Annotated in this window: 17 protein-coding genes; 4 read left to right on the top strand and 13 right to left on the bottom strand. The window is 73.0% G+C overall.

The window, feature by feature from the left end:
- Nucleotides 1-48: 48 nt before the first annotated feature.
- Nucleotides 49-1,146: an enolase C-terminal domain-like protein gene (locus tag ACFVYR_RS02980; RefSeq protein WP_384247897.1), complete on the top strand. Its 1,098-nt coding sequence runs from the start codon at nt 49-51 to the stop codon at nt 1,144-1,146.
- A 56-nt stretch (nt 1,147-1,202) separates the two neighbouring features.
- On the top strand, nt 1,203-1,775 hold the full coding sequence (locus tag ACFVYR_RS02985; protein ID WP_384247898.1) for a hypothetical protein: 573 nt from the start codon (nt 1,203-1,205) through the stop codon (nt 1,773-1,775).
- Between the two features lie 61 nt (nt 1,776-1,836).
- On the opposite strand, the gene ACFVYR_RS02990 is transcribed toward ACFVYR_RS02985, so the two are convergent.
- Entirely contained in the window at nt 1,837-2,907 is a 1,071-nt protein-coding gene (locus tag ACFVYR_RS02990; protein WP_384247899.1) for a phage holin family protein, read from the bottom strand.
- A gap of 154 nt (nt 2,908-3,061) precedes the next feature.
- On the opposite strand from ACFVYR_RS02990, the gene ACFVYR_RS02995 reads away from it, so the two are divergent.
- Together ACFVYR_RS02995 and ACFVYR_RS03000 are read left to right on the top strand one after the other, a co-directional pair.
- The gene (locus ACFVYR_RS02995; protein ID WP_370443954.1) at nt 3,062-3,139 is read left to right on the top strand and encodes a 50S ribosomal protein bL37; all 78 of its coding nucleotides are present in this window, start codon (nt 3,062-3,064) and stop codon (nt 3,137-3,139) included.
- A 191-nt stretch (nt 3,140-3,330) separates the two neighbouring features.
- Nucleotides 3,331-3,687: a VOC family protein gene (locus tag ACFVYR_RS03000; RefSeq protein WP_384247901.1), complete on the top strand. Its 357-nt coding sequence runs from the start codon at nt 3,331-3,333 to the stop codon at nt 3,685-3,687.
- A gap of 24 nt (nt 3,688-3,711) precedes the next feature.
- Here ACFVYR_RS03000 and ACFVYR_RS03005 read toward each other — a convergent pair whose 3' ends face one another.
- The 12 genes from ACFVYR_RS03005 to ACFVYR_RS03060 all read right to left on the bottom strand — a co-directional run bounded on the left by ACFVYR_RS03005 (nt 3,712) and on the right by ACFVYR_RS03060 (nt 17,642).
- Nucleotides 3,712-5,685 carry a DUF5107 domain-containing protein gene (locus ACFVYR_RS03005; RefSeq protein WP_384247903.1) on the bottom strand — a complete coding sequence of 658 codons (1,974 nt, stop codon included), beginning with the start codon at nt 5,683-5,685 and terminating at the stop codon, nt 3,712-3,714.
- Nucleotides 5,686-5,771: 86 nt separating this feature from the next.
- Entirely contained in the window at nt 5,772-6,668 is an 897-nt protein-coding gene (locus tag ACFVYR_RS03010; protein ID WP_384247904.1) for an arginase family protein, read from the bottom strand.
- A gap of 191 nt (nt 6,669-6,859) precedes the next feature.
- Nucleotides 6,860-7,417 (bottom strand): GNAT family N-acetyltransferase, encoded by a 558-nt coding sequence (locus ACFVYR_RS03015; protein ID WP_384247906.1) that lies wholly within the window; start codon nt 7,415-7,417, stop codon nt 6,860-6,862.
- A 78-nt stretch (nt 7,418-7,495) separates the two neighbouring features.
- The gene (locus ACFVYR_RS03020) at nt 7,496-7,741 is read right to left on the bottom strand and encodes a hypothetical protein (protein WP_384247908.1); all 246 of its coding nucleotides are present in this window, start codon (nt 7,739-7,741) and stop codon (nt 7,496-7,498) included.
- A 150-nt stretch (nt 7,742-7,891) separates the two neighbouring features.
- Nucleotides 7,892-9,661, bottom strand: a complete 1,770-nt coding sequence (locus ACFVYR_RS03025; protein ID WP_384247910.1) for a CocE/NonD family hydrolase — start codon at nt 9,659-9,661, stop codon at nt 7,892-7,894.
- 165 nt (nt 9,662-9,826) lie between these two features.
- On the bottom strand, nt 9,827-10,771 hold the full coding sequence (locus ACFVYR_RS03030) for an LD-carboxypeptidase (RefSeq protein ID WP_384247912.1): 945 nt from the start codon (nt 10,769-10,771) through the stop codon (nt 9,827-9,829).
- Nucleotides 10,768-12,753: an LpqB family beta-propeller domain-containing protein gene (locus ACFVYR_RS03035; protein ID WP_384248028.1), complete on the bottom strand. Its 1,986-nt coding sequence runs from the start codon at nt 12,751-12,753 to the stop codon at nt 10,768-10,770. The genes ACFVYR_RS03030 and ACFVYR_RS03035 overlap by 4 nt, the downstream gene beginning before the upstream one ends.
- A gap of 26 nt (nt 12,754-12,779) precedes the next feature.
- On the bottom strand, nt 12,780-14,150 hold the full coding sequence (locus tag ACFVYR_RS03040; protein WP_384247914.1) for a M20/M25/M40 family metallo-hydrolase: 1,371 nt from the start codon (nt 14,148-14,150) through the stop codon (nt 12,780-12,782).
- Nucleotides 14,143-14,976, bottom strand: coding sequence for a M55 family metallopeptidase (locus tag ACFVYR_RS03045; RefSeq protein ID WP_384247916.1), 834 nt, complete (start codon nt 14,974-14,976; stop codon nt 14,143-14,145). Before ACFVYR_RS03045 ends, ACFVYR_RS03040 begins: the two co-directional genes overlap by 8 nt.
- 171 nt (nt 14,977-15,147) lie before the next feature.
- Complete coding sequence (locus ACFVYR_RS03050) at nt 15,148-16,152, bottom strand: HEAT repeat domain-containing protein (RefSeq protein ID WP_384247917.1); 1,005 nt, start codon at nt 16,150-16,152, stop codon at nt 15,148-15,150.
- A 6-nt stretch (nt 16,153-16,158) separates the two neighbouring features.
- Nucleotides 16,159-16,827, bottom strand: a complete 669-nt coding sequence (locus tag ACFVYR_RS03055) for a HEAT repeat domain-containing protein (protein WP_384247918.1) — start codon at nt 16,825-16,827, stop codon at nt 16,159-16,161.
- Between the two features lie 68 nt (nt 16,828-16,895).
- On the bottom strand, nt 16,896-17,642 hold the full coding sequence (locus ACFVYR_RS03060) for a hypothetical protein (RefSeq protein WP_384247920.1): 747 nt from the start codon (nt 17,640-17,642) through the stop codon (nt 16,896-16,898).
- Between the last annotated feature and the right edge of the window lie 33 nt (nt 17,643-17,675).

Genomic DNA, 17,675 nt, shown 5'->3' on the forward strand with positions numbered 1-17,675 from the left:
CCACCAGCCCCCTACCGGGGCCCATCCCCACACTCCAGGAAAGATGCGATGAAGCACGAAGTTCCGATCGAACGGCCCGCCGTCTCCGCGTACACGGTGCCCGCGGACGCACCCGAGGCGGACGGGACCTTCGCCTGGGACACCACGACCATGGTCGTCGCCGAGATCACCGCGGGCGACGCGACGGGCACCGGCTGGACCTACGCCCCCGCCGCCGTGGCCGCCCTCATCGACGAACAACTCACGCCCGCCATCCGGGGACTCGACGCCCTCGACATCCCCGCGGCGCACGACGCGATGACGAAGGCGGTCCGCAACACCGGCCGCCCCGGCGCCGCCTCCTGCGCGATCTCCGCGGTCGACATCGCCCTGTGGGACCTGAAGGCCCGGCTTCTGGAGCTGCCTCTCGTACGGCTTCTCGGGGCGGCCCGCGACGAGGTCCCCGTCTACGGGAGCGGCGGCTTCACCACGTACCACGACACGCATCTGGCGGCCCAGCTGAACGGCTGGGTGCACGGGCAGCACATCCCGCGCGTCAAGATCAAGGTCGGGGAGGGCTGGGGCCGGGCGGCCGCCCGTGACGTGTCCCGGGTCCGCACCGCGCGCGATGTGATCGGTCCGCAGGCCGAGTTGTACGTCGACGCGAACGGCGGCTACACGCGCAAGCAGGCGGTACGCGTGGGCAAGGTGCTCGCCGAATACGGCGTGGGCTGGTTCGAGGAGCCGGTCTCCTCGGCCGACCTGCGGGGGCTCGCGCTGGTCAGGGACGCGCTGGTGTGCGACGTGACGGCGGGCGAGTACGGGTACGACCTGCCGTACCTCGCCCGCATGATCCCCTCCGTGGACTGCCTCCAGGTGGACGCGACGCGCTGCGGGGGCCTCACGGAGTGGCTGCGCGCGGCGGCCCTCGCGCAGGCGCACGGCCTGGAGGTCTCGGCGCACTGCGCGCCGCACGCGCATGCCGCGGTCGCCGCGTGCGTGCCGAATCTGCGGCACATCGAGTGGTTCCACGACCATGTGCGGATCGAGTCGATGTTCTTCGACGGCGCGCTCGACCCCACCGGGGGTGTGGTCCGCCCGGACGGCGGTGTCGGGCATGGTTTGCAGCTGCGCACGGGTGACGTGGAGGAGTTCCGGATCGTGTGAGCGGGCCGGGGGAATACCGGTCGCGCCGGGACGGGCCGCCCTGACAGGCTCGCGCGATGGAGAGACACACACGATCGCCGACTCCGCCGCCGTGTGACACGGGCGGGCGCACGGAGGCGTTGCTCATCGGGGGCCGGTCCGGCGTCGGCAAGTCGTCGGTCGGCTGGGAGGTGGCGGCGCGGCTGCGGGCGGCGGACATCGGCCATGCCCTGATCGAGGGCGACCTCCTCGACGCGGTCCACCCGGCTCCCCCGGGCGACCCGCAGCGCTCGGGGATCACGGAGCGGAACCTCGCCGCCATCTGGGCCAACTACCGGGAGCTGGGCTGCCGCCGGCTCGTCTACACGAACACGGCGGGCGTCCTCCCCAGCGAGGAGCACCTGTTCACGAAGTCGCTGGACGGGCCGCGCCTCATCCGCGTCCTCCTGACCGCGACGGACACCACGGCGGAACGCCGCCTCAGGGCCCGCGAGTTGGGCTCGGAACTCGACCAGCAGCTGCACCGCAGCGCACTCATGTCCCGCCACCTGGACGAACACGTGCCCCCGGACACCCACCGCATCCCCACGGACGACCGCGACCTGGGGGACATCGCGGCGGACGTGCTGAGGGCGACCGGGTGGCTGTGATCCGGCACCCCGCCCGCTCGCTCGGCCGCTGACACGCGGGGCCCGGGAGACCCCGGGCCCACTACTCGCGGCGGGCGGGATCCTCGGAGTCGTCGGCACGGTCGGCCGCGGGGTCCGGGGCGGACGTGGGCGCGGTGGCGGGGACGGTCGGCGGCTTCGGCGGGAGCGGCGGTACGCGCGGCCCGCCGGGCGTGAGGGGCTCGCCGGGGGCCGGGGGTGCGGGGGCGGCGGGGCCGCCGGAAGAGGGCTCGTCCGTGGCCGCGGGTTCGCCGTGGTCCGGGGACCCGACTGGCGCGGTGGCTCCGCTGGGAGCGGCAGGTCCGACAGACTGCGTGGAGCCACCGGGGGCCGCGGGACCACCAGCGGCGGGACCGGCCGCAGCCGCGCTTTCGCCGCGATCCACGGAACCGCTCGCCGCCGTGGCGCCGCCGGCAATCACAGATCCGCCAGAAGCCACACGGCCGCCCGAAGCCGCAGGCCCGCGCGCAGCCGTAGCGCCGCCGGAAGCGGGACCGCCCGGCGCCGCAGAGCTGTCAGCACCCGCACCGGCTTCTGGCGCGCTGCTGTCAGCACCCGCAGCCCCGCCCCGCCCCGCACGCCCGCCGTGGGCCACCGCACCGCCCGGGGACGCCGCCACACCCGGAGCCTCGGGGGCGCCCGCAGTCGTGCGACCGCCGGGAGTCGGAGGGCCGCTCGGGAGTGGAGGGCTGTGCGGAGTTCCGAGGGCGCCGGGCGCCGGGAGGTCACCCGGTGTCCCGAGCCCGCCCGGGCCAACGTCCCCGTCGCCGCCCGCGCCCGGGAGCGCGCCGTCGGCGGGAGCCGGAGCGCCCCGCCCCCGCCCCTGCCGCGCCGCGCCCCGCAACAGCACCGCCGCCACGAGAAGCACCGCGCCCACGATGAGGGACGCCGCCCAGGCCGGCAGGCCGAGGTCGATGGCGAGGCCCGCGGCCAGGGCGATCGCGGCGCCCGCGTAGAGCGCGGCGGCGCCGGACGCGGCGTAGAGCGTGGCCTTGCGCCGGTGCTTCGCGGTCCGCTCGCGGAACTCCTCCCGCAGTTCGGCGCGGATCGTGCGGACCAGTTCGTCGGTCAGGCCTTTGTCGAGGCCGGTCAGTGGGTTCTCGGGGCCAGTCATTGCGCCCGGGTACCCGGACCCGTCGGCACGTAACGACCGGGGGTCCGCCGTACGTGACGCAGGCCACGCCATGGCGGGGTGCCCCGCTGGGTAGGCGGCGCGTGATCGCCCGGGTTCGCACTCGGGAAGCACCATCGGAAACACGGAGGTATCCATGTCCTCGAAGCGACGCCGCAAGAAGAAGGCCCGCCGCAAGAACGGCGCGAACCACGGCAGCCGCCCCCAGTCCTGACGGACGGGCGCGAGCGCGAGCCCCGGAGGGCGGCACCGGACGGTGCCGCCCTCCGACGCGCTTGAGGGGCAAGAGAGTTGGCGGGCCGGAGACCGCCACACGTTCTCGGTGGAGGCGGTGGCGGGCGAGCGGGCAATCATGAAATCGTGGTGGGGCCGTTGGCAGGTCGGAGAGGTGAGGGCGTTCCAATCATGGAGATCCTGGGAACCACGCTGCGGATCTGTGTCGAGGATCTGGAGTCGTCGGTCACGTTCTACGAACGGCTGACGGGCGCCACAGCCATGCGCTTCGAGCGCGGCGGCGTCTCCGTCGCGGCGATCGGCTGCTTCCTGCTGATGAGCGGCCCCGAGCAAGAGCTGGAGGTGCTCCGCAAGGTCTCGGCGACCATCGCGGTCAAGGACGTCGACGAGGCGTACACCGTCCTGAACGCGTCCGGCGCGCGGGTCATCGCGGGCCCGGTGCCGACGCCCGCGGGACGCAACCTCATCGCGCTGCACCCGGACGGCGCCGTCTTCGAGTACGTGGACCGCCGCGTCGCCGAGAGCTGAGAGCCTGTCTTTGAACCCCCCGCGTCACTTCGCCGGACGCATCCGGAAGTCGTACCGCTCCGGCACCTCCTCACCCGTGGCCGCCGTCCACAGCTCACCCAGCGTCTCGGCACCCTCGCGCAGGTCCGCCGCCTCGAAACCGGAGTCGAAGACGGCACGTACCGCCGCCATGTCGCCCTCGGCGTATAGGAGTTGGGCCTCCAGGAGGCGGAAGCGGCCCTCGGCGCGGGTGGCGTCGCCGAGGCGGGTCCAGACCGCTCGGGCCGCTTGGACGCGGTCCGCCGCGAGCAGTGCGGTGATCGCCTCACGGCCGAGCGCGGCCGTGGCCGCCGTCCAGACCGCGCCGTCGTCGCGCCGCTCCTGGCAGAGGTCGTCGAAGGCCTCCGCGTACCGGTCGGCGGCCCGCTCCGTGTTGCCCTCCGCGTGGTCGGCGACGGCGAGGCAGCGCAACAACGGCCAGCGGGAAGGCGCCAGTTCGAGGCCGCGCTCCCAGCTGCGGACGGCTTGCGCCCGGTCGCCCGCGTGCCACTGCGCGATGCCGAGGTGGTACTCGGCGAGCGGTCGCGCGGGCGCGGTCTCCAGCATGTCCCGCCAGTGCCGGGCGACCGGCGTCGGCCCGGGCGGCGCGACCCTGCGCGGCTCGGGAACCGCGCCGGTGCGCAGCAGCTCGACCCACGGCGCCTGCTCGGGGCCGAGCGTCGACTCGGCGAAGGGCGTGCCGGGCAGCTCGTACTCGGCGCGCAGGACTTCGAGCGCGCCCCAGCCGGAGCCGACGGCGAGCGTCTCGCCGGGTTCGGTGTCGGCGCCGCCGCCCCGCCACGCCTCGTACGCGGCGTCGACGGACGCGCGCGGCAGCGCATCGGCGAGCCGCGCCGCCACCTCGTCGCGCGCCCCGGCCCAGTCGCCGTGCACGCGGTCCGCGGGCGCGGAGAGCGGCCCGTACGACTCCAGCCAGCTGAACTCGGCCCCGGCGTCCAGGCGTACGTGCTCCAGCTGGGTGCGCGCGAGGCCCGACTGGATCTCCGCGTAGCCGCCGGTACCCGGCTCGGTGAGCCACTGCTGCCAGCGCCGCCCGCCCGTGCCGGTGCCCCAGACGAAGAGCTTGCGGCCGCGCGGCAGGTCCGTGGAGATCTGGACGAGGCCGTGCCCGGTGTCGTCGAGCGCGGCGATCCAGCGCCGGGCGCCGTCCGGCACGTCGTAGAAGTAGTCGGCGGGGTACTCGCTGCGCAGCGGATACGTGCGGTCGGCGCCGTCGGACTTCGGCACCGGCACCTTCCGCAGCCCGCCCGGGTACGCGAAGCGCCAGGCCTCGTCGGCGGGGGCGAGCACCCTGCGCTCCTCGGGCACCGCGATGTTCGACCACCAGTAGACGGGCACCGGCTTCTCGTGCGGGTTGCGGACGCGGACGCCGACGTGGAGGAAGTCGGAGTTCTCCGGCAGCCACAGGTCGACCTGGAAGGGCACGTCGCGCAGCCGCTCCCACTCCCACAGGCGCAGCATCTCGCCGCCGTCGGGCGCCCGTACGCGGGCCGCGTGGACGGGGGCGCAGGACAGGGTGGTGTGGCCGGTGGCGCCGATGTTCCATTCGATGCCGCCGGAGACCCAGGCGCCGTTGAGCGCGAAGGCGGCGGGCTGCAACACGGGGTTGCTGTACAGGAGTTCACGCCCGGTCGGCTTGTGCAGGAGGGAGTGGACGCGACCGCCGTACCCGGGCAGGACGGTGGCGCGCAGCCGGTCGTTCTCGACGACGATCACGTCGAGCGACGTCTCGACGCGTTCGCGCCCGTACCCGTCGAGGACCCGGGTGGGCAGCGGCGATCCCAGCGGCTCGTACCCGAGCTGCCGTGCCATGTCGCGCGGCAGCCCTTCCTTGTCGCGCTCGTCGAGGGTGTGCGCGTGCCGCAGCGGCAGCAGGGGCGGCAGCGGGTTCTCGGGCCCCGGCTCGGCTGCGGGCAGGGTCAGGACGTCGCGTCGCACGGTGGTCTTCACGATCACCATGGAACACGTTCGGCGGGGTGTCGGCCAGAGGCCTCCCTGGCCAGGATTGCGCAAAGGCCGCCGGGGCAGGGGCGTCCCGCGGGCGGTCAGGCCGGGTTGAGGGCCTCCACGATCACGTCGGTGAGCATGTCGCCCGCCTTGCCGTCCGGGTCGAGGTCGGGGTCGTAGATGGTGACGTTGAGGCCGACGCAGCGGTGTGAGGTGACGAACGGCCGGAGCAGCTCTAGGAGTTCGTCGGCGAAGAGCCCGCCGGGGTCGGGGCTGTCGACGGCGGGCATCACCGAGGGGTCGAGGACGTCCGCGTCCAGGTGGACCCAGAATCCGTCGAGTTCGGGCACTTCCAGGGTCTGGGCGACGGCGCGGGCGACGTTCTCGGCGCCCCACTTCCTGAGCTCGCCGACGGTGGCGTTGCTGATCTTCAGGTCGGTGAACTCCGCCCGGTCCTCGTCCCCGTCCCGCAGGCCGAAGATGCACACGTCCTCGTCGCGCAGGTAGGGCCGCAGTCCCTCGATGTCGGTGAGGTCGTCCTGGCCGCGGCCGGTGGCGAGGGCGAGTTCCTCGCCGCCCGCGGCGCCGATCCGGTCGGAGTTGCCGGGGTGGCGGAAGTCGGCGGAGCCGTCCAGGGACGCGATGCCGTACCGTCCGATGCGGCGCAGCGCGAGGGCGGCGCCCAGCTGGATCGAGCAGTCGCCGCCGAGCACGACGACGAAGTCCTCACCGCGCACGTGGCGTTCGATGCGGTCGGCGAGCTTGCGGGTGTAGTCGGCGATGGCGGCCGCGTTGAAGACGCCGTCGCCCTCCTGCCACTGGCCGCGGTCGTAGCGCGGCGGCACCACGACGCCTCCTTCGAAGGCGCCGAGACGGCGCAGGATTCCCCGCTCCCGCAACGCGCCGGCCAGTTTGTAGCAGCCGGGCACGGTGCCGGGGGCGGGCGGGCGCAGGCCCAGGTTGGAGGGGGCGTCGACGACCACGATATTCCGCATGCCGCCCATCCTCCGCGACCTGCACCGGACCTTTCAACCTGCCGGGGGGCCAACGGGCAGGAGGAGGCGGAAGATGGGCACGGGGCACACCTTCCGGGTGGTTGTCCGAGGCAGGTGGGACGCGCCGGAGGAGGCATCGCGGGCCGCTCGGCCCCTCGGTCGCGGCGAACTCCGTTTGGCGCAAATGACGTTCATGCCGGGGAGCCCGCCATGTCCGCGGTGACCGCCCAGCGTTCGTGGTCGCGCCAGGCCCCGTCGATGAAGAGGAAGTCGGGCGAGAACCCTTCGAGCCGGAACCCGGCGCGGCGTACCAGCGCGATCGAGGGGGTGTTGCCCGGTTGGATGTTGGCCTCGAGGCGGTGCAGGCCCAGTTCGCCGAAGGCGTACGTCAGGACGAGCCCGAGCCCCTCGCTCATCAGGCCGCGCCCGGCCGCGTGCGCGAAGGCGCCGTAGCCGAGCGCGCCGCTGCGGAAGGCGCCCCGGACGATGTTGTTGATGTTGATGAAGCCACCGATGTCACCGCTGCCGCGCTCGTACACCAGGAACCCTTCCCTGGCCGGGTCCTCGACGAGCGGCCCGACGTACTCGCGGTAGGCGTCGTCCGTGCGGGGCGGGAAGAGCCAGGGGTGGTGCAGTTCCTGGCTCTCCCGCGCCCGTGCGGTGAATTCCGCACGGTCCGCGAGGGTGATGGGGCGTATGCCCACTCGGGGGCCTTCGGGAAGACGGTTGACTGCGAAACGGTCGGGCATCCGCTCACGCTATCCGCAGCCGCCGGTTCCCGGCCCGCGGGGCCCGGCCGACGCCGTCTCCGGGGGCGGGAGCCTCCGTCATCTGCGTCTGCGCATGAAGTACGCCCCGCACAGCGCTCCGATCAGGCCCGTGCCGAGCAGCGCCATCCACAGGGGCACCGTGACTTCGGGGATGAGCAGCCTGATCTTGGTGCTGCGGGTGTTCTCGAAGATGAAGACGAGGGTGAGGACGACGACCGCGGCGACGGCCACCCTGCCGGGTGTCATCAGCCCGCCGCCCGGTCCTTCGCCCCGGGAGCCGCCCGCGGAGGTGTTGGGGCTCATGCTGTGGACCCTTCCGTCGGAGGTACGCCGGCCTCCCCCGCTCCCCAGCATGGGCAGCCGGGAAGCGGAGCGCGCGGTGGGGGTGCCTCCGGGGCCGGGCCGTGGGCCGTACGGGTGACGGGAGGGGCCGCAGCGACCCGCGGGACGACCTCAGGGGCGGACGACCGGCAGATCGAGGACGCCCGTGTCCTGCGGGGCACTCGTCACCGTGACGGGCTTGACGCCCCTGTTGCCGCCGTACGCCCCGTCGCTCGCGGCCACCACGAACTGCAACCGGTGGCCCTTCTCGTAGCGGTGCACGATGCCGGGCAGCGACACCGTGAACGGCTTCGTGACGTCCGGCACCCGTACGGGCGCGACGAGGCGGTGGACGAGGGTCTTGCCGCCGTCGGGGGCGACGTCGTACAGCTTGGCGAAGAGGACGAGCTTGTCGGCCGCGTCACCGGAGTGCTGCACGCGCTCGGTCTTCGGCGAGATCACCTTCAGGGTCGCCCGGGGCACTCCGACCACGTCCACCGCGTCGGTGAAGGGCTCGGTCGTCCAGTCCAGGTAGGTGCCCCTGGTGTCGTGCGGCGCCGGGTCGGGCAGGCCGAGCATTCCGGCGAGCGAGGACTCGGAGTGGCTCGTGGGGACGAGCCAGTTGCGGTACTCGCGGCTGCCGCGGGCCACCTTCTTCCGGTTGTCGACGAGTTTGCCGTCGCCGGAGAGGTACAGCGTGCGGTTCAGGGCGGGCACCTTGGGGGCGGTCCCGTAGGTGTGCTGCGGGTCGGTGATCCAGTCGCGGTAGTAGGCGAACGCGGGGCCGGTGTCGACGTCCTTCTTCCGGTGGAGGTAGCGGTCGAACCAGGCGAGTACGCGCTTGCCGACGTAGGAGGTCTCCAGGTTGCCCGCGCCCATGTCGAGTTCGCCGGACGCCGGGTCGCTCGTGCCGCCGCTGTGCCCGGCGGCCTGCCAGATCATCTTCGCCATGGTGCCCTGCGCCTTGAGCGTCCGGTACGTCGCTTCCGCCTCGTTGAGGTTGAAGAGGCTGTCGACCTGCCCCTGTACGAGGAGTGTCGGGGTCCTGACCTTGTTCAGGTACGACACCGGGGAGACGCCGCGTGCGAACTTCTGGAGGGCTTGCGTCCTGTCCGCCGGGTAGCGGCCGGAGTTCAGGGTGCGGATCGTCTCGCAGGCCTTGGTGACGAAGTGCAGGCAGCCGAGCTTGTTGACGCGGGAGGGGTCCAGGTTCGGGACGAGCAGCGGCTGCCCCTCGCCGATCAGGTAGAAGCCGTTCATCCACTGCCACTTGGCGGCGCCGGGGACATCGCGGTCGGACGCGTTGTTCGGGTCGAGGGAGTACGAGAGGTCGTTCCAGGTGATCATCGGGACGAGGGCGTCGACGCGGTGGTCCACGGCGGCCGTCGCCAGTTGGATGGCCCCGCCGTAGGAGCCGCCGATCATGCCGACGCGCGGGTCGCCCTCGGCGTCGGCGGTCACGTAGTCCGCCTTGGTGCCGTCGTCGGCGGCCCGGGTGCCGCCGAGGAAGTCGACGAGCCCGGCCGCCGCCCTGCCGTCGATCTCGGGGTCGTCGAGGGAAATCAGACACCCGGACTTGCCGAAGCCGAGTCCGGAGTAGACGAGTGAGACGTAGCCGCGCTCGGCGAAGGCCTTGCCTGCCGCGGCGGTCCCGCCGTCGGACTTGCTGCCGCCGAAGCCGTTGGTCGAGAGCACGGCGGGCGCCGGGTGCGCGGCGTCCACCCCGGTGGGCCGGTACAGGTCGGCGTCGATGGTGCAGCTCCTGTCGCCCGCCCGGAGCGTGAACTTCAGGGCGGTGACGGTGTACTGGCCGGTCGCGCTCGCCGGGGCGGGCCCGCTGAGCGCGAGCGGCGCGGCGAGCGCCGCCGCGGTGGCGAGGGTCAGGGCACGGCGACGGGGCAAGGGGACCTCCACGCTGAGGACGGTCGGCGGCCATCGGCTTACTGACCGGTAAGTACCGGCCACGTCATGGTGTGACACGTGTCATATGGAGGTCAACGCCCGTGACAGCGGTTTCTGCCGGAGATTCCGTGGAGGGTCAGCCGATCGGTTCCGGCGGGTCCGGCGTCAGGCCAGGGCGGGCTCGTCCAGCGTCAACGTCCCGTCGTCCGCGTCGAGTTCCGCCGCCACCCCGAACGGCACCGTCAGCGCCCCCGCGCAGTGCCCGAACCCGAAGTCGTCGATCAACGGCACTCCGAGCCCGCCGAGCCGGTCGGTGAAGAGCGCCCGCAGCTCGTCCCGCGGCCCGCACTCCTCCCAGGAACCCAGCGCGACACCTCTCACACCGTCCAGCCAGCCCGCACGCAGGAGTTGGGTGAGGATCCGGTCGAGGCGGTACGCCTCCTCGCCGGTGTCCTCCAGCAGCAGCAGGCCACCGCGGGCGGAGGCCCGGGCCGGCGGAGTGCCGAGGTCGGCGGCGAGCAGCGACACGCAGCCGCCGAGCGTGACGCCCCTGGCGCGGCCACCGGTCAGGGTCGCCGCGTGCGGCGATGCCGCCCGGATCACCTGGGCCTCCTCGGGCTTGAAGAGCGTCGTCCGCAGATGGTCCCTGGCCCGCGCGCTCCCGAGGAAGTCGGCGGCGGTGGTCATCGGGCCGTGCAGGGTGGCGGTTCCGACGCGTGTCGCGAAGGCCTCGTGCAGCGCGGTGACGTCGCTGTAGCCGAGGAACACCTTGGGCCCGGCGCTCCGCGTCGCCGCCCGCACCGCGGCCCAGTCGACGAGGTCCACCATGCGCTGGGCACCGTACCCGCCCCTGGCGCAGAACACGGCGGCCACGGACGGGTCGCACCAGGCCCTTTCCAGGTCGCGGGCGCGGCCGGCGTCCGCACCCGCGAGATATCCGAACTCCGGGTGGCGATCGAGCACATGGGGCATGACGACGGGGTCCAGGTCCCAGCCGCGCAGGATGTCCAGGCCCGCTTCGAGCCGGTCGCCGGGGATGGGGCCGCTCGGCGCGACGACGGCCACCCGCGCGCCGGGCGTGAGGCGTGCGGGCCGTATGAGAGGTTTCACTTGGCGATCTCCAGGAGCGGCACCGGTGCGGCCAGGTCGATCCTGAACACCTGTGCGTAGAGGGAGAGTTCGGCCTCCAGGGCGCGGACCATGGTGTCGGCGCGGCGGAACCCGTGCCCTTCGCCCTCGAAGGCGATGTAGGCGTGCGGGGTGCCGCTCTCCTCCATCCTGGCGAGGAACCGCTCGGCCTGGGCGGGCGGGCACACCACGTCGTCCAGGCCCTGGAGCAGCAGGAACGGCGCGGTGATCAGTTCGGCGTGCAGCGCCGGTGACCGCTCCGCGTACCGTGCGGGGACCTCGTCGAGCCGGCCGACGAGGGACTCCAGATACCGCGATTCGAAGTCGTGGGTCTCCCCCGAGGCGAAGGCGGCGAGGTCCAGGACGGGGTAGGTGATCGTGCCGCAGGCGTAGACGTCGGTGCTGGTCAGTGAGACGGCCGTGGTCCAGCCGCCCGCACTGCCGCCGCGGATGGCGAGCCGGTCGCGGTCGGCGGTGCCCTCGTCGGCGAGGGCGAGCGCGACGGCCGCGCAGTCCTCGACGTCACCGATGCCCCACTGTTCGCGCAGCCGGTTGCGGTAGGCGCGCCCGTACCCCGTGGAGCCGCCGTAGTTGACCTCGGCGACGCCGATGCCGCGCGAGGTGAAGTAGGCGATGGCCAGGTCGAGGACGAGTGGGGCGCGGCCGGTGGGGCCGCCGTGCGCCCACACCACGTAGGGCGGCAGCTCGTCGTCGGGCGCGACGTGGCCGGGGTGGTGGGGCGGGTAGATGTGCGCGTGGATCTCGCGTCCCGCCGGGCCGAAGAAGGTGCGGATCTGCGGTTCGGGGTAGTACGCGGGGTCCACCGGGTCGTCGTGGGCGGCGCCGACGACCCGGGCGTGGCCGGTACAGGTGTCCAGTTCCACGACCTCGTACGCGCTGCGCGGGCTCGCGGCGACGCCGACCACGCGGGAGCCGTGCGCGGCGACGGACGCGGACCACTCCGTCCAGGGGCCCGCCGCGTCGACGACCTCGCCCGTCTCGGGGTCGAGGATGCCGAGCGCGGTGTCGCCCCTGCCGTGCACGACGGCTATCAGTCCGCTGTCCAGCGGCGCGAACCAGTTCAGGCCGGTCTGCCAGAGGGGCCCGGCGAACTCCTCCTGGCGGGGGCAGAGCGGCTGGGCCCCGGCGGCGTCGTCCGGGTCGGCGCGGTAGAGGTTCCACCAGCCGGTGCGGTCGCTTGAGAAGAGCAGCCGTCCGTCCCTGGCCCACTCGACCTGCACGACCGACTCGTCGGGGCCGCCCGCGAAGGTCCGTGCCGCACCGAAGGTGCCGTCCTCACGCACCTCGGCGAGCATCAGCTCCGTGCCGTCCCACGGCATGCGGGGGTGGTCCCAGGCGATCCAGGCGGCGCGGGTGCCGTCGGGCGAGAGGCGTGGGCCCGTGACGAAGCGGTGCCGTGCGTCGGACAGTTCGCGTACGGCCGCCCGGTCCCCGGCCGCCGAGCCGTCCAGCGGCACCGCGGCGATGACGCGCCGCACATCGGTGGGCGCCCGGCCGGTGAACTCCTCCAGGACGCACCAGACTTCGCCCCGGTCGACGTGGACGACCGGCTCCGCCCAGCGCAGCCCGCCGCCCACGTCCGAGACCGGGGTCAGGGGTCTCGGCACCGCGCCGGGAGCGTCCGGCTCGTACGCGTACAGGCGCTGGTCGGCGAAGTCGACGAAGACCACAAGCGGCCCCTGCGGCCGCTCGGCGCCGGCCCACGGGCGGCCGCCGTACTCGACGACGCGGCTGCGCACGTTCCACGGCGCGGGCAGTACCGTGCGCTCCTCGCCGTCGGGCAGCCGCCGCACCAGCGCACGCCGGCCCCCCTCGGTCGGCCGCGGCTCGGTCCACCAGGTCTCGGCGCCCACGAAGCCCACGTACCCCGGAGCCCCGTCGTGGGTGGCGGCGAGCTCGGCGTCGATCGGCGACGGCCATGATCCGTACGCCCGGGTCTGCATCATGTCCTTCTCTTCCCCCATTTTTGCTAGGCCGTACGCAGAAAGCGGTCGAGGACGCGGACGCCGAAGTGCAGCGCGTCGACGGGGACGCGTTCGTCCACTCCGTGGAACAACGCCTGGTAGTCGAAGCCCTCCGGTGTCCTCAGCGGCGAGAAGCCGTACCCCGTGATGCCGAGCCGCGAGAACTGCTTGGCGTCCGTGCCGCCCGACATGCAGTACGGCACGACATGGCCCTCCGGCGCGAACTCCTCGACGGCCGCCCGCATCCGGGCATACGTCGGCGAGTCGACCGGTGCCTGCAGCGCCACCTCGCGGTGGTGGAACTCCCAGTCGACGTCCAAGCCGGTGAGCAGGTCAAGCGTGCGGCAGAACTCGTCCTCTCCCCCGGGAAGAAACCGGCCGTCGACATACGCCACCGCTTCACCAGGAATCACATTCACCTTGTAACCCGACCGCAGCATCGTCGGGTTGGCGCTGTTGCGGACCGTCGGCGCGACGAGGTCGGCGGTCGGGCCGAGCTTCTCCAGGAGGGCGTCCACGTCGAAGCCGGGCGCCTCGGTGTCGGTCTCCAGGCCGTAGAGCGTGGCCAGTTCGACGAGCGAGGCACGCACGGTCGGGGTCAGCCGCACCGGCCAGTGGTGCTCGCCGATGCGGGCGATGGCGCCGGCCAGTCTGCTCACCGCGTTGGCCGGGTTGACCTTGGAGCCGTGACCCGCCTTGCCGCGGGCGGTGAGCTTGAGCCAGCCGGTGCCGCGCTCGCCCGCCGCGATGGGGTAGATCTGGTTGCCCCGCCCGTCGTGGAAGGTGAAGGCGCCCGACTCGCTGATGCCTTCCGTACAGCCCTCGAAGAGCGCGGCGTGCCGGTCGGCGAGGAATCCGGAGCCGTCGGCGGCGCTGGCCTCCTCGTCGGCGGTGAAGGCGATCACGAGGTCGCGCCTCGGCCGTACTCCCGCGCGCGCCCAGTTGCGTACGACTGAGAGGATCATCGCGTCCATGTTCTTCATGTCGATCGCGCCGCGCCCCCATACGACGCCGTCGCGGACCTCCCCGGAGAACGGGTCGACGCTCCAGTCGGCGGCCTCGGCGGGCACGACGTCCAGGTGGCCGTGGACGAGCAGCGCGTCGGCGCCCGGGTCCGTGCCCTCGATGCGGGCGACGACGTTGGTGCGGCCCGGGGTGCGCTCCAGGAGCGTCGGTTCAAGGCCCGCGTCGGCGAGGCGTTCGGCCGCGTACTCGGCGGCGGGCCGCTCCCGGCAGTCGCCGCCGCCGCGGTTCGTGGTGTCGATGCGGATGAGCTCGGAGGTGAACGTCACGACCTCGTCGAGCGCCCGCGCGTCCACCCGGCTCCCGGGCTCCTGATCCTGATCCTGATCCAGTGTCTGCTGCTGGCTAGCCATACTGTTCCTCCACGGCGGCAGAGGCGATCGTCGTAACCGCCTTGAAGGTACGGATTCCCTCGTACATGGTCTCGCTGTCGTAGGCGACCTTGCGCTCCCCCGTACGGCGCACGCCCGGTACGACGGTCGACGCCATGGACAGGTGCTCGGCGTCGAACTCGACCTCCACGGTGAACGGCCCGCCCGCCACCGGTTCGTGACGCACGGCCAGCGAGGCCGCCTCCTTGGCCGCGGCCCGGATGTCGGCGGCGGTACGGGCCGGGGTGCGGCAGACCGCCGCGTACCGCGAGACGTGGTCCTTGACGGCGACCTTCAGGGCGCCCGGCGCGTATCCGAGGGCGTCGTCGCAGGCGAGGTCGTCGCCGGTGACGAGGACGACGGGGACGCCGTACTCGGCGACCACGTGGGAGTTGAGCAGCCCCTCGCTGGCCCGCACGCCGTTGACCCAGACGCCGGTGATCTGGTTGGCGAGGTAGGTGTGGGCGAGGACGCCCTCCATGCCGGCGCCCGCGTGGTAGCCGACGAACGCGATGCCGTCCACGTCGCCGTGCTGCACGCCCTCCACCATGGAGAGCGACTTGTGCCGTCCCGTGAGCATCTCGGCCCGCTCGTCCAGCTCCTCCAGGAGCAGATTGCGCATGGTCCAGTGTGCTTCGTTGATGAGCACGCCATCGGCGCCGCCGTCGAAGAAGCCGAGAACGGCGGCGTTGACGTCCGAGGTGAACATCGCCCGGCACCGCTCCCACTGCGGGGTCCCCGGCAGCACGTCGGCCGGCCAGGTCACCCCCGTCGCGCCCTCCATGTCGGCGCTGATGAGGATTCTCATGAAGCACAGTCCCATCGCAGGTCGGAGGCTCGTCGAGCGTCCGCGGACAGCAGTTGTCTGACCTCGTTCAGCGGTGACGGAGTCGCGCCGGCAGAGATCTTCACGCTACGCATCCCCGAAGCTCAGGCCAAGCTCTCCTGCCCAGCGGCGGTACACGGCCCCTGGAGCCCCTCACCTCGCGTCGCGGATCCCGAGGACGTACGCCGCGGTGTGGGCGACGGCCCGGTCTTCGTCGTTTGACAACTCCACGAGTGCGCGGGCCGCCGTGGTTCCGGGGATGTCCGCGAGCGCCTCCGTAAGGCGGCGGCGCTCGGACGGGTCCAGGGCGGTGTCGGCGAGGCGGTCGACGAGCCCGGCGGCGATCCGGGCCTCAAGCGCGGCACTGCCCGCCAGCGCGCTCAGCGCGTCGGCCGCGTCGACGTCGTGCGTCTTGTGGACGACCATGTCGATGAGGGTCGGGACGGCGTCGGCGACCCCACGGGCGCCGAGCGCGAGGGCCGCGTACCGGCGGACCACCGCGTCGGCGTGCGTGAGCGCGTCCCGCAGCAGTGCGGTCGCCTCGTCGTCCGGGATCTCGGCGAGGGACTGGACGGCGCGTCGGCGCACCTCGGCCGACGAGGAGCCGAGCCCCTGCGCCAGCGACTCCCATCCGCCGCCGTCCGAGCGGGCGAGGGCCCACCGGAGGGCTCCGGCGACGTTCGGGTCCGTCTCGTTCAGGACCGCATCGACCAGTGCGTCCACGGGGACCGGGACCGCGTCGACCGAGGACAGGGCCGCACGTTGGCGTCTGCCCGCGCTCGGTGACCCCAGCGCCTGGAGGAGTGCGACGGTCCGCAGGACGTCCTGCCAGCCCGCGGGTTCCGCCGCGTCGATCCGCCGCAGCCGGGTGAGCAGCTCCGTCTCGGCCGCGATGCGCTCCCGGGTCCGGCGGATCAGGTCGTCCACGAGCTCCGAGGGCGCGAAGCCGGGGTCGTCGAGCGCGCGCCCGACGTCGCGCAGCGAGAGGCCGAGGGACCGCAGGCTCTCGATGTGGAAGATCCGCCGGATGTCGTCCTCGGAGTACTCGCGGTAGCCGCCGCCGGTGCGGCCCGTCGGCCGTACCAGGCCGAGCGAGTCGTAGTGCCGGAGCATGCGGGCGCTGACCCCTGACCGTCGCGCCACCTCACCGATCAACACGGTCTGTCATCCTTCCTGGCCCGGCCCGCCGAGGAGCACGACGCGTTTCGCCTCGTCGATCGCGGACTCGAATCCGGCGTCGGGGTCGCGCAGCAGCCGCTCCGTGGCGATGGCGTGCGTGCGTACACGCGGGTCGACGTCCGCCTTCGCGGCGCGCAGCATCGGCGCCATCGCCTCACCGAGCGCGATCAGCGCGCGGCTCAGGCTCAGCCGTGTCTCGCGCCCGCCGCGCCCGAGCTGGGTCGACAGCGCCGCGGCCAGCTCGGGCTCTTCGCCCTCGGGCACAAGCGCGACCGCCGCCCGCCAGGCGCTGCGCGCCACCTCGTCGTCGGCGTCGGACAGCAGCGCCGGGGTGATCGCAGGCCACGCGCGCCGGTCGCCGATCTTGGACAGCGTGTGCAGCGCCTGGCCGCGCGCCCGCGCGCACTCCGAGCGGACCTCTGTGAGGAGCCGCGGGACCGTCGCCGACGGCGGGTGGCGGGTGAGGGCCCACGTCAGCGTCTCGCGTACGGAGAAGTCGGTCTCGATCCCGCATCGTTCGACGAGCTTGCCGATGAAGCGCGGGTCGGGTGCCGTGCCGATCGTCAGCGCCGCGCGCAGCCGTACCGACGAGCGGCCGTCCTCCAGCCCTTCGAGACCTCGCCGCACCTCGGCGTCCTGCGGTGTCATGGTCATCGGGACCACCTCCTCGGCCTCAGTCAAGGGGTTGTCACGGTGTCAGGGTCAAGGCCGGGCCTACGTGGTCAGTGCAGCTTCCGCTCGGCGTGGCTGCCCTGGTCCTCGCTGGTCACGGTGACGGATGCCGCGCCCTCGTCGCCGTCCCACCAGTCGGCGAACGCCTTGCCGAGGGCGTCGACGTTGTTCTGGGCGTCGTCGTCCTTATGGGTGAGGTAGTCGGTCGAGACGGTGACGGCTCCGGCGCCCTTCCTCCCGTATCCGATGGTGAGAGCGGTGACGTGCGGGGCGAGTCGCTTGCCGTCCGGGGCGTTCGCCGTGGTCCAGGCGCGGAAGTCGTCGAGGAGGTTCGACGGTTTGCCGCCCTCGTACAGCGTGGCCTTCTTCGCCGTCTTCCCGCCCTGCCCGAGGAAGCGCGCGCTTCCCGCCGCCGGGTCCTCGTCCCACCAGCGCGTGAACGCCTCGGCGAGCGGGCCGACTTGGTCTTCCGCCTCACCCCAGGGCCCGTAGTCGGTGAGCACGTCGACGACGCCGTGGCGGTCGCCGGACCGGTAGCCCAGGCTGACGTTCAGGGCGTGGTCCGCGAGGGAGTCGTCGCGCTTGGAGTCGTTCGTCCTCAGCCACGTACGGAACCCGTGCAGCAGATTGGGGTCGTCCTTCTGCGAGACCCCTTCCCCCTTGCGTACGGGTCCTGTCGGGGAGGACGGCTTCGACGGCTCGCGTACGGAATCGCTGCCGCCGTCGCCCCCGGAGCACCCCGCCGCCAGGAGCAGCGCGCAGGCCGCGAGCACCCCCGCGCTCGTCCTGATTCGCATGGAACGCCCCGTCTTCGTCACTGCATTCTCCGT

It is taken from the genome of Streptomyces sp. NPDC058284, from assembly GCF_042881135.1.
In the GTDB taxonomy this organism is placed as follows: domain Bacteria; phylum Actinomycetota; class Actinomycetes; order Streptomycetales; family Streptomycetaceae; genus Streptomyces.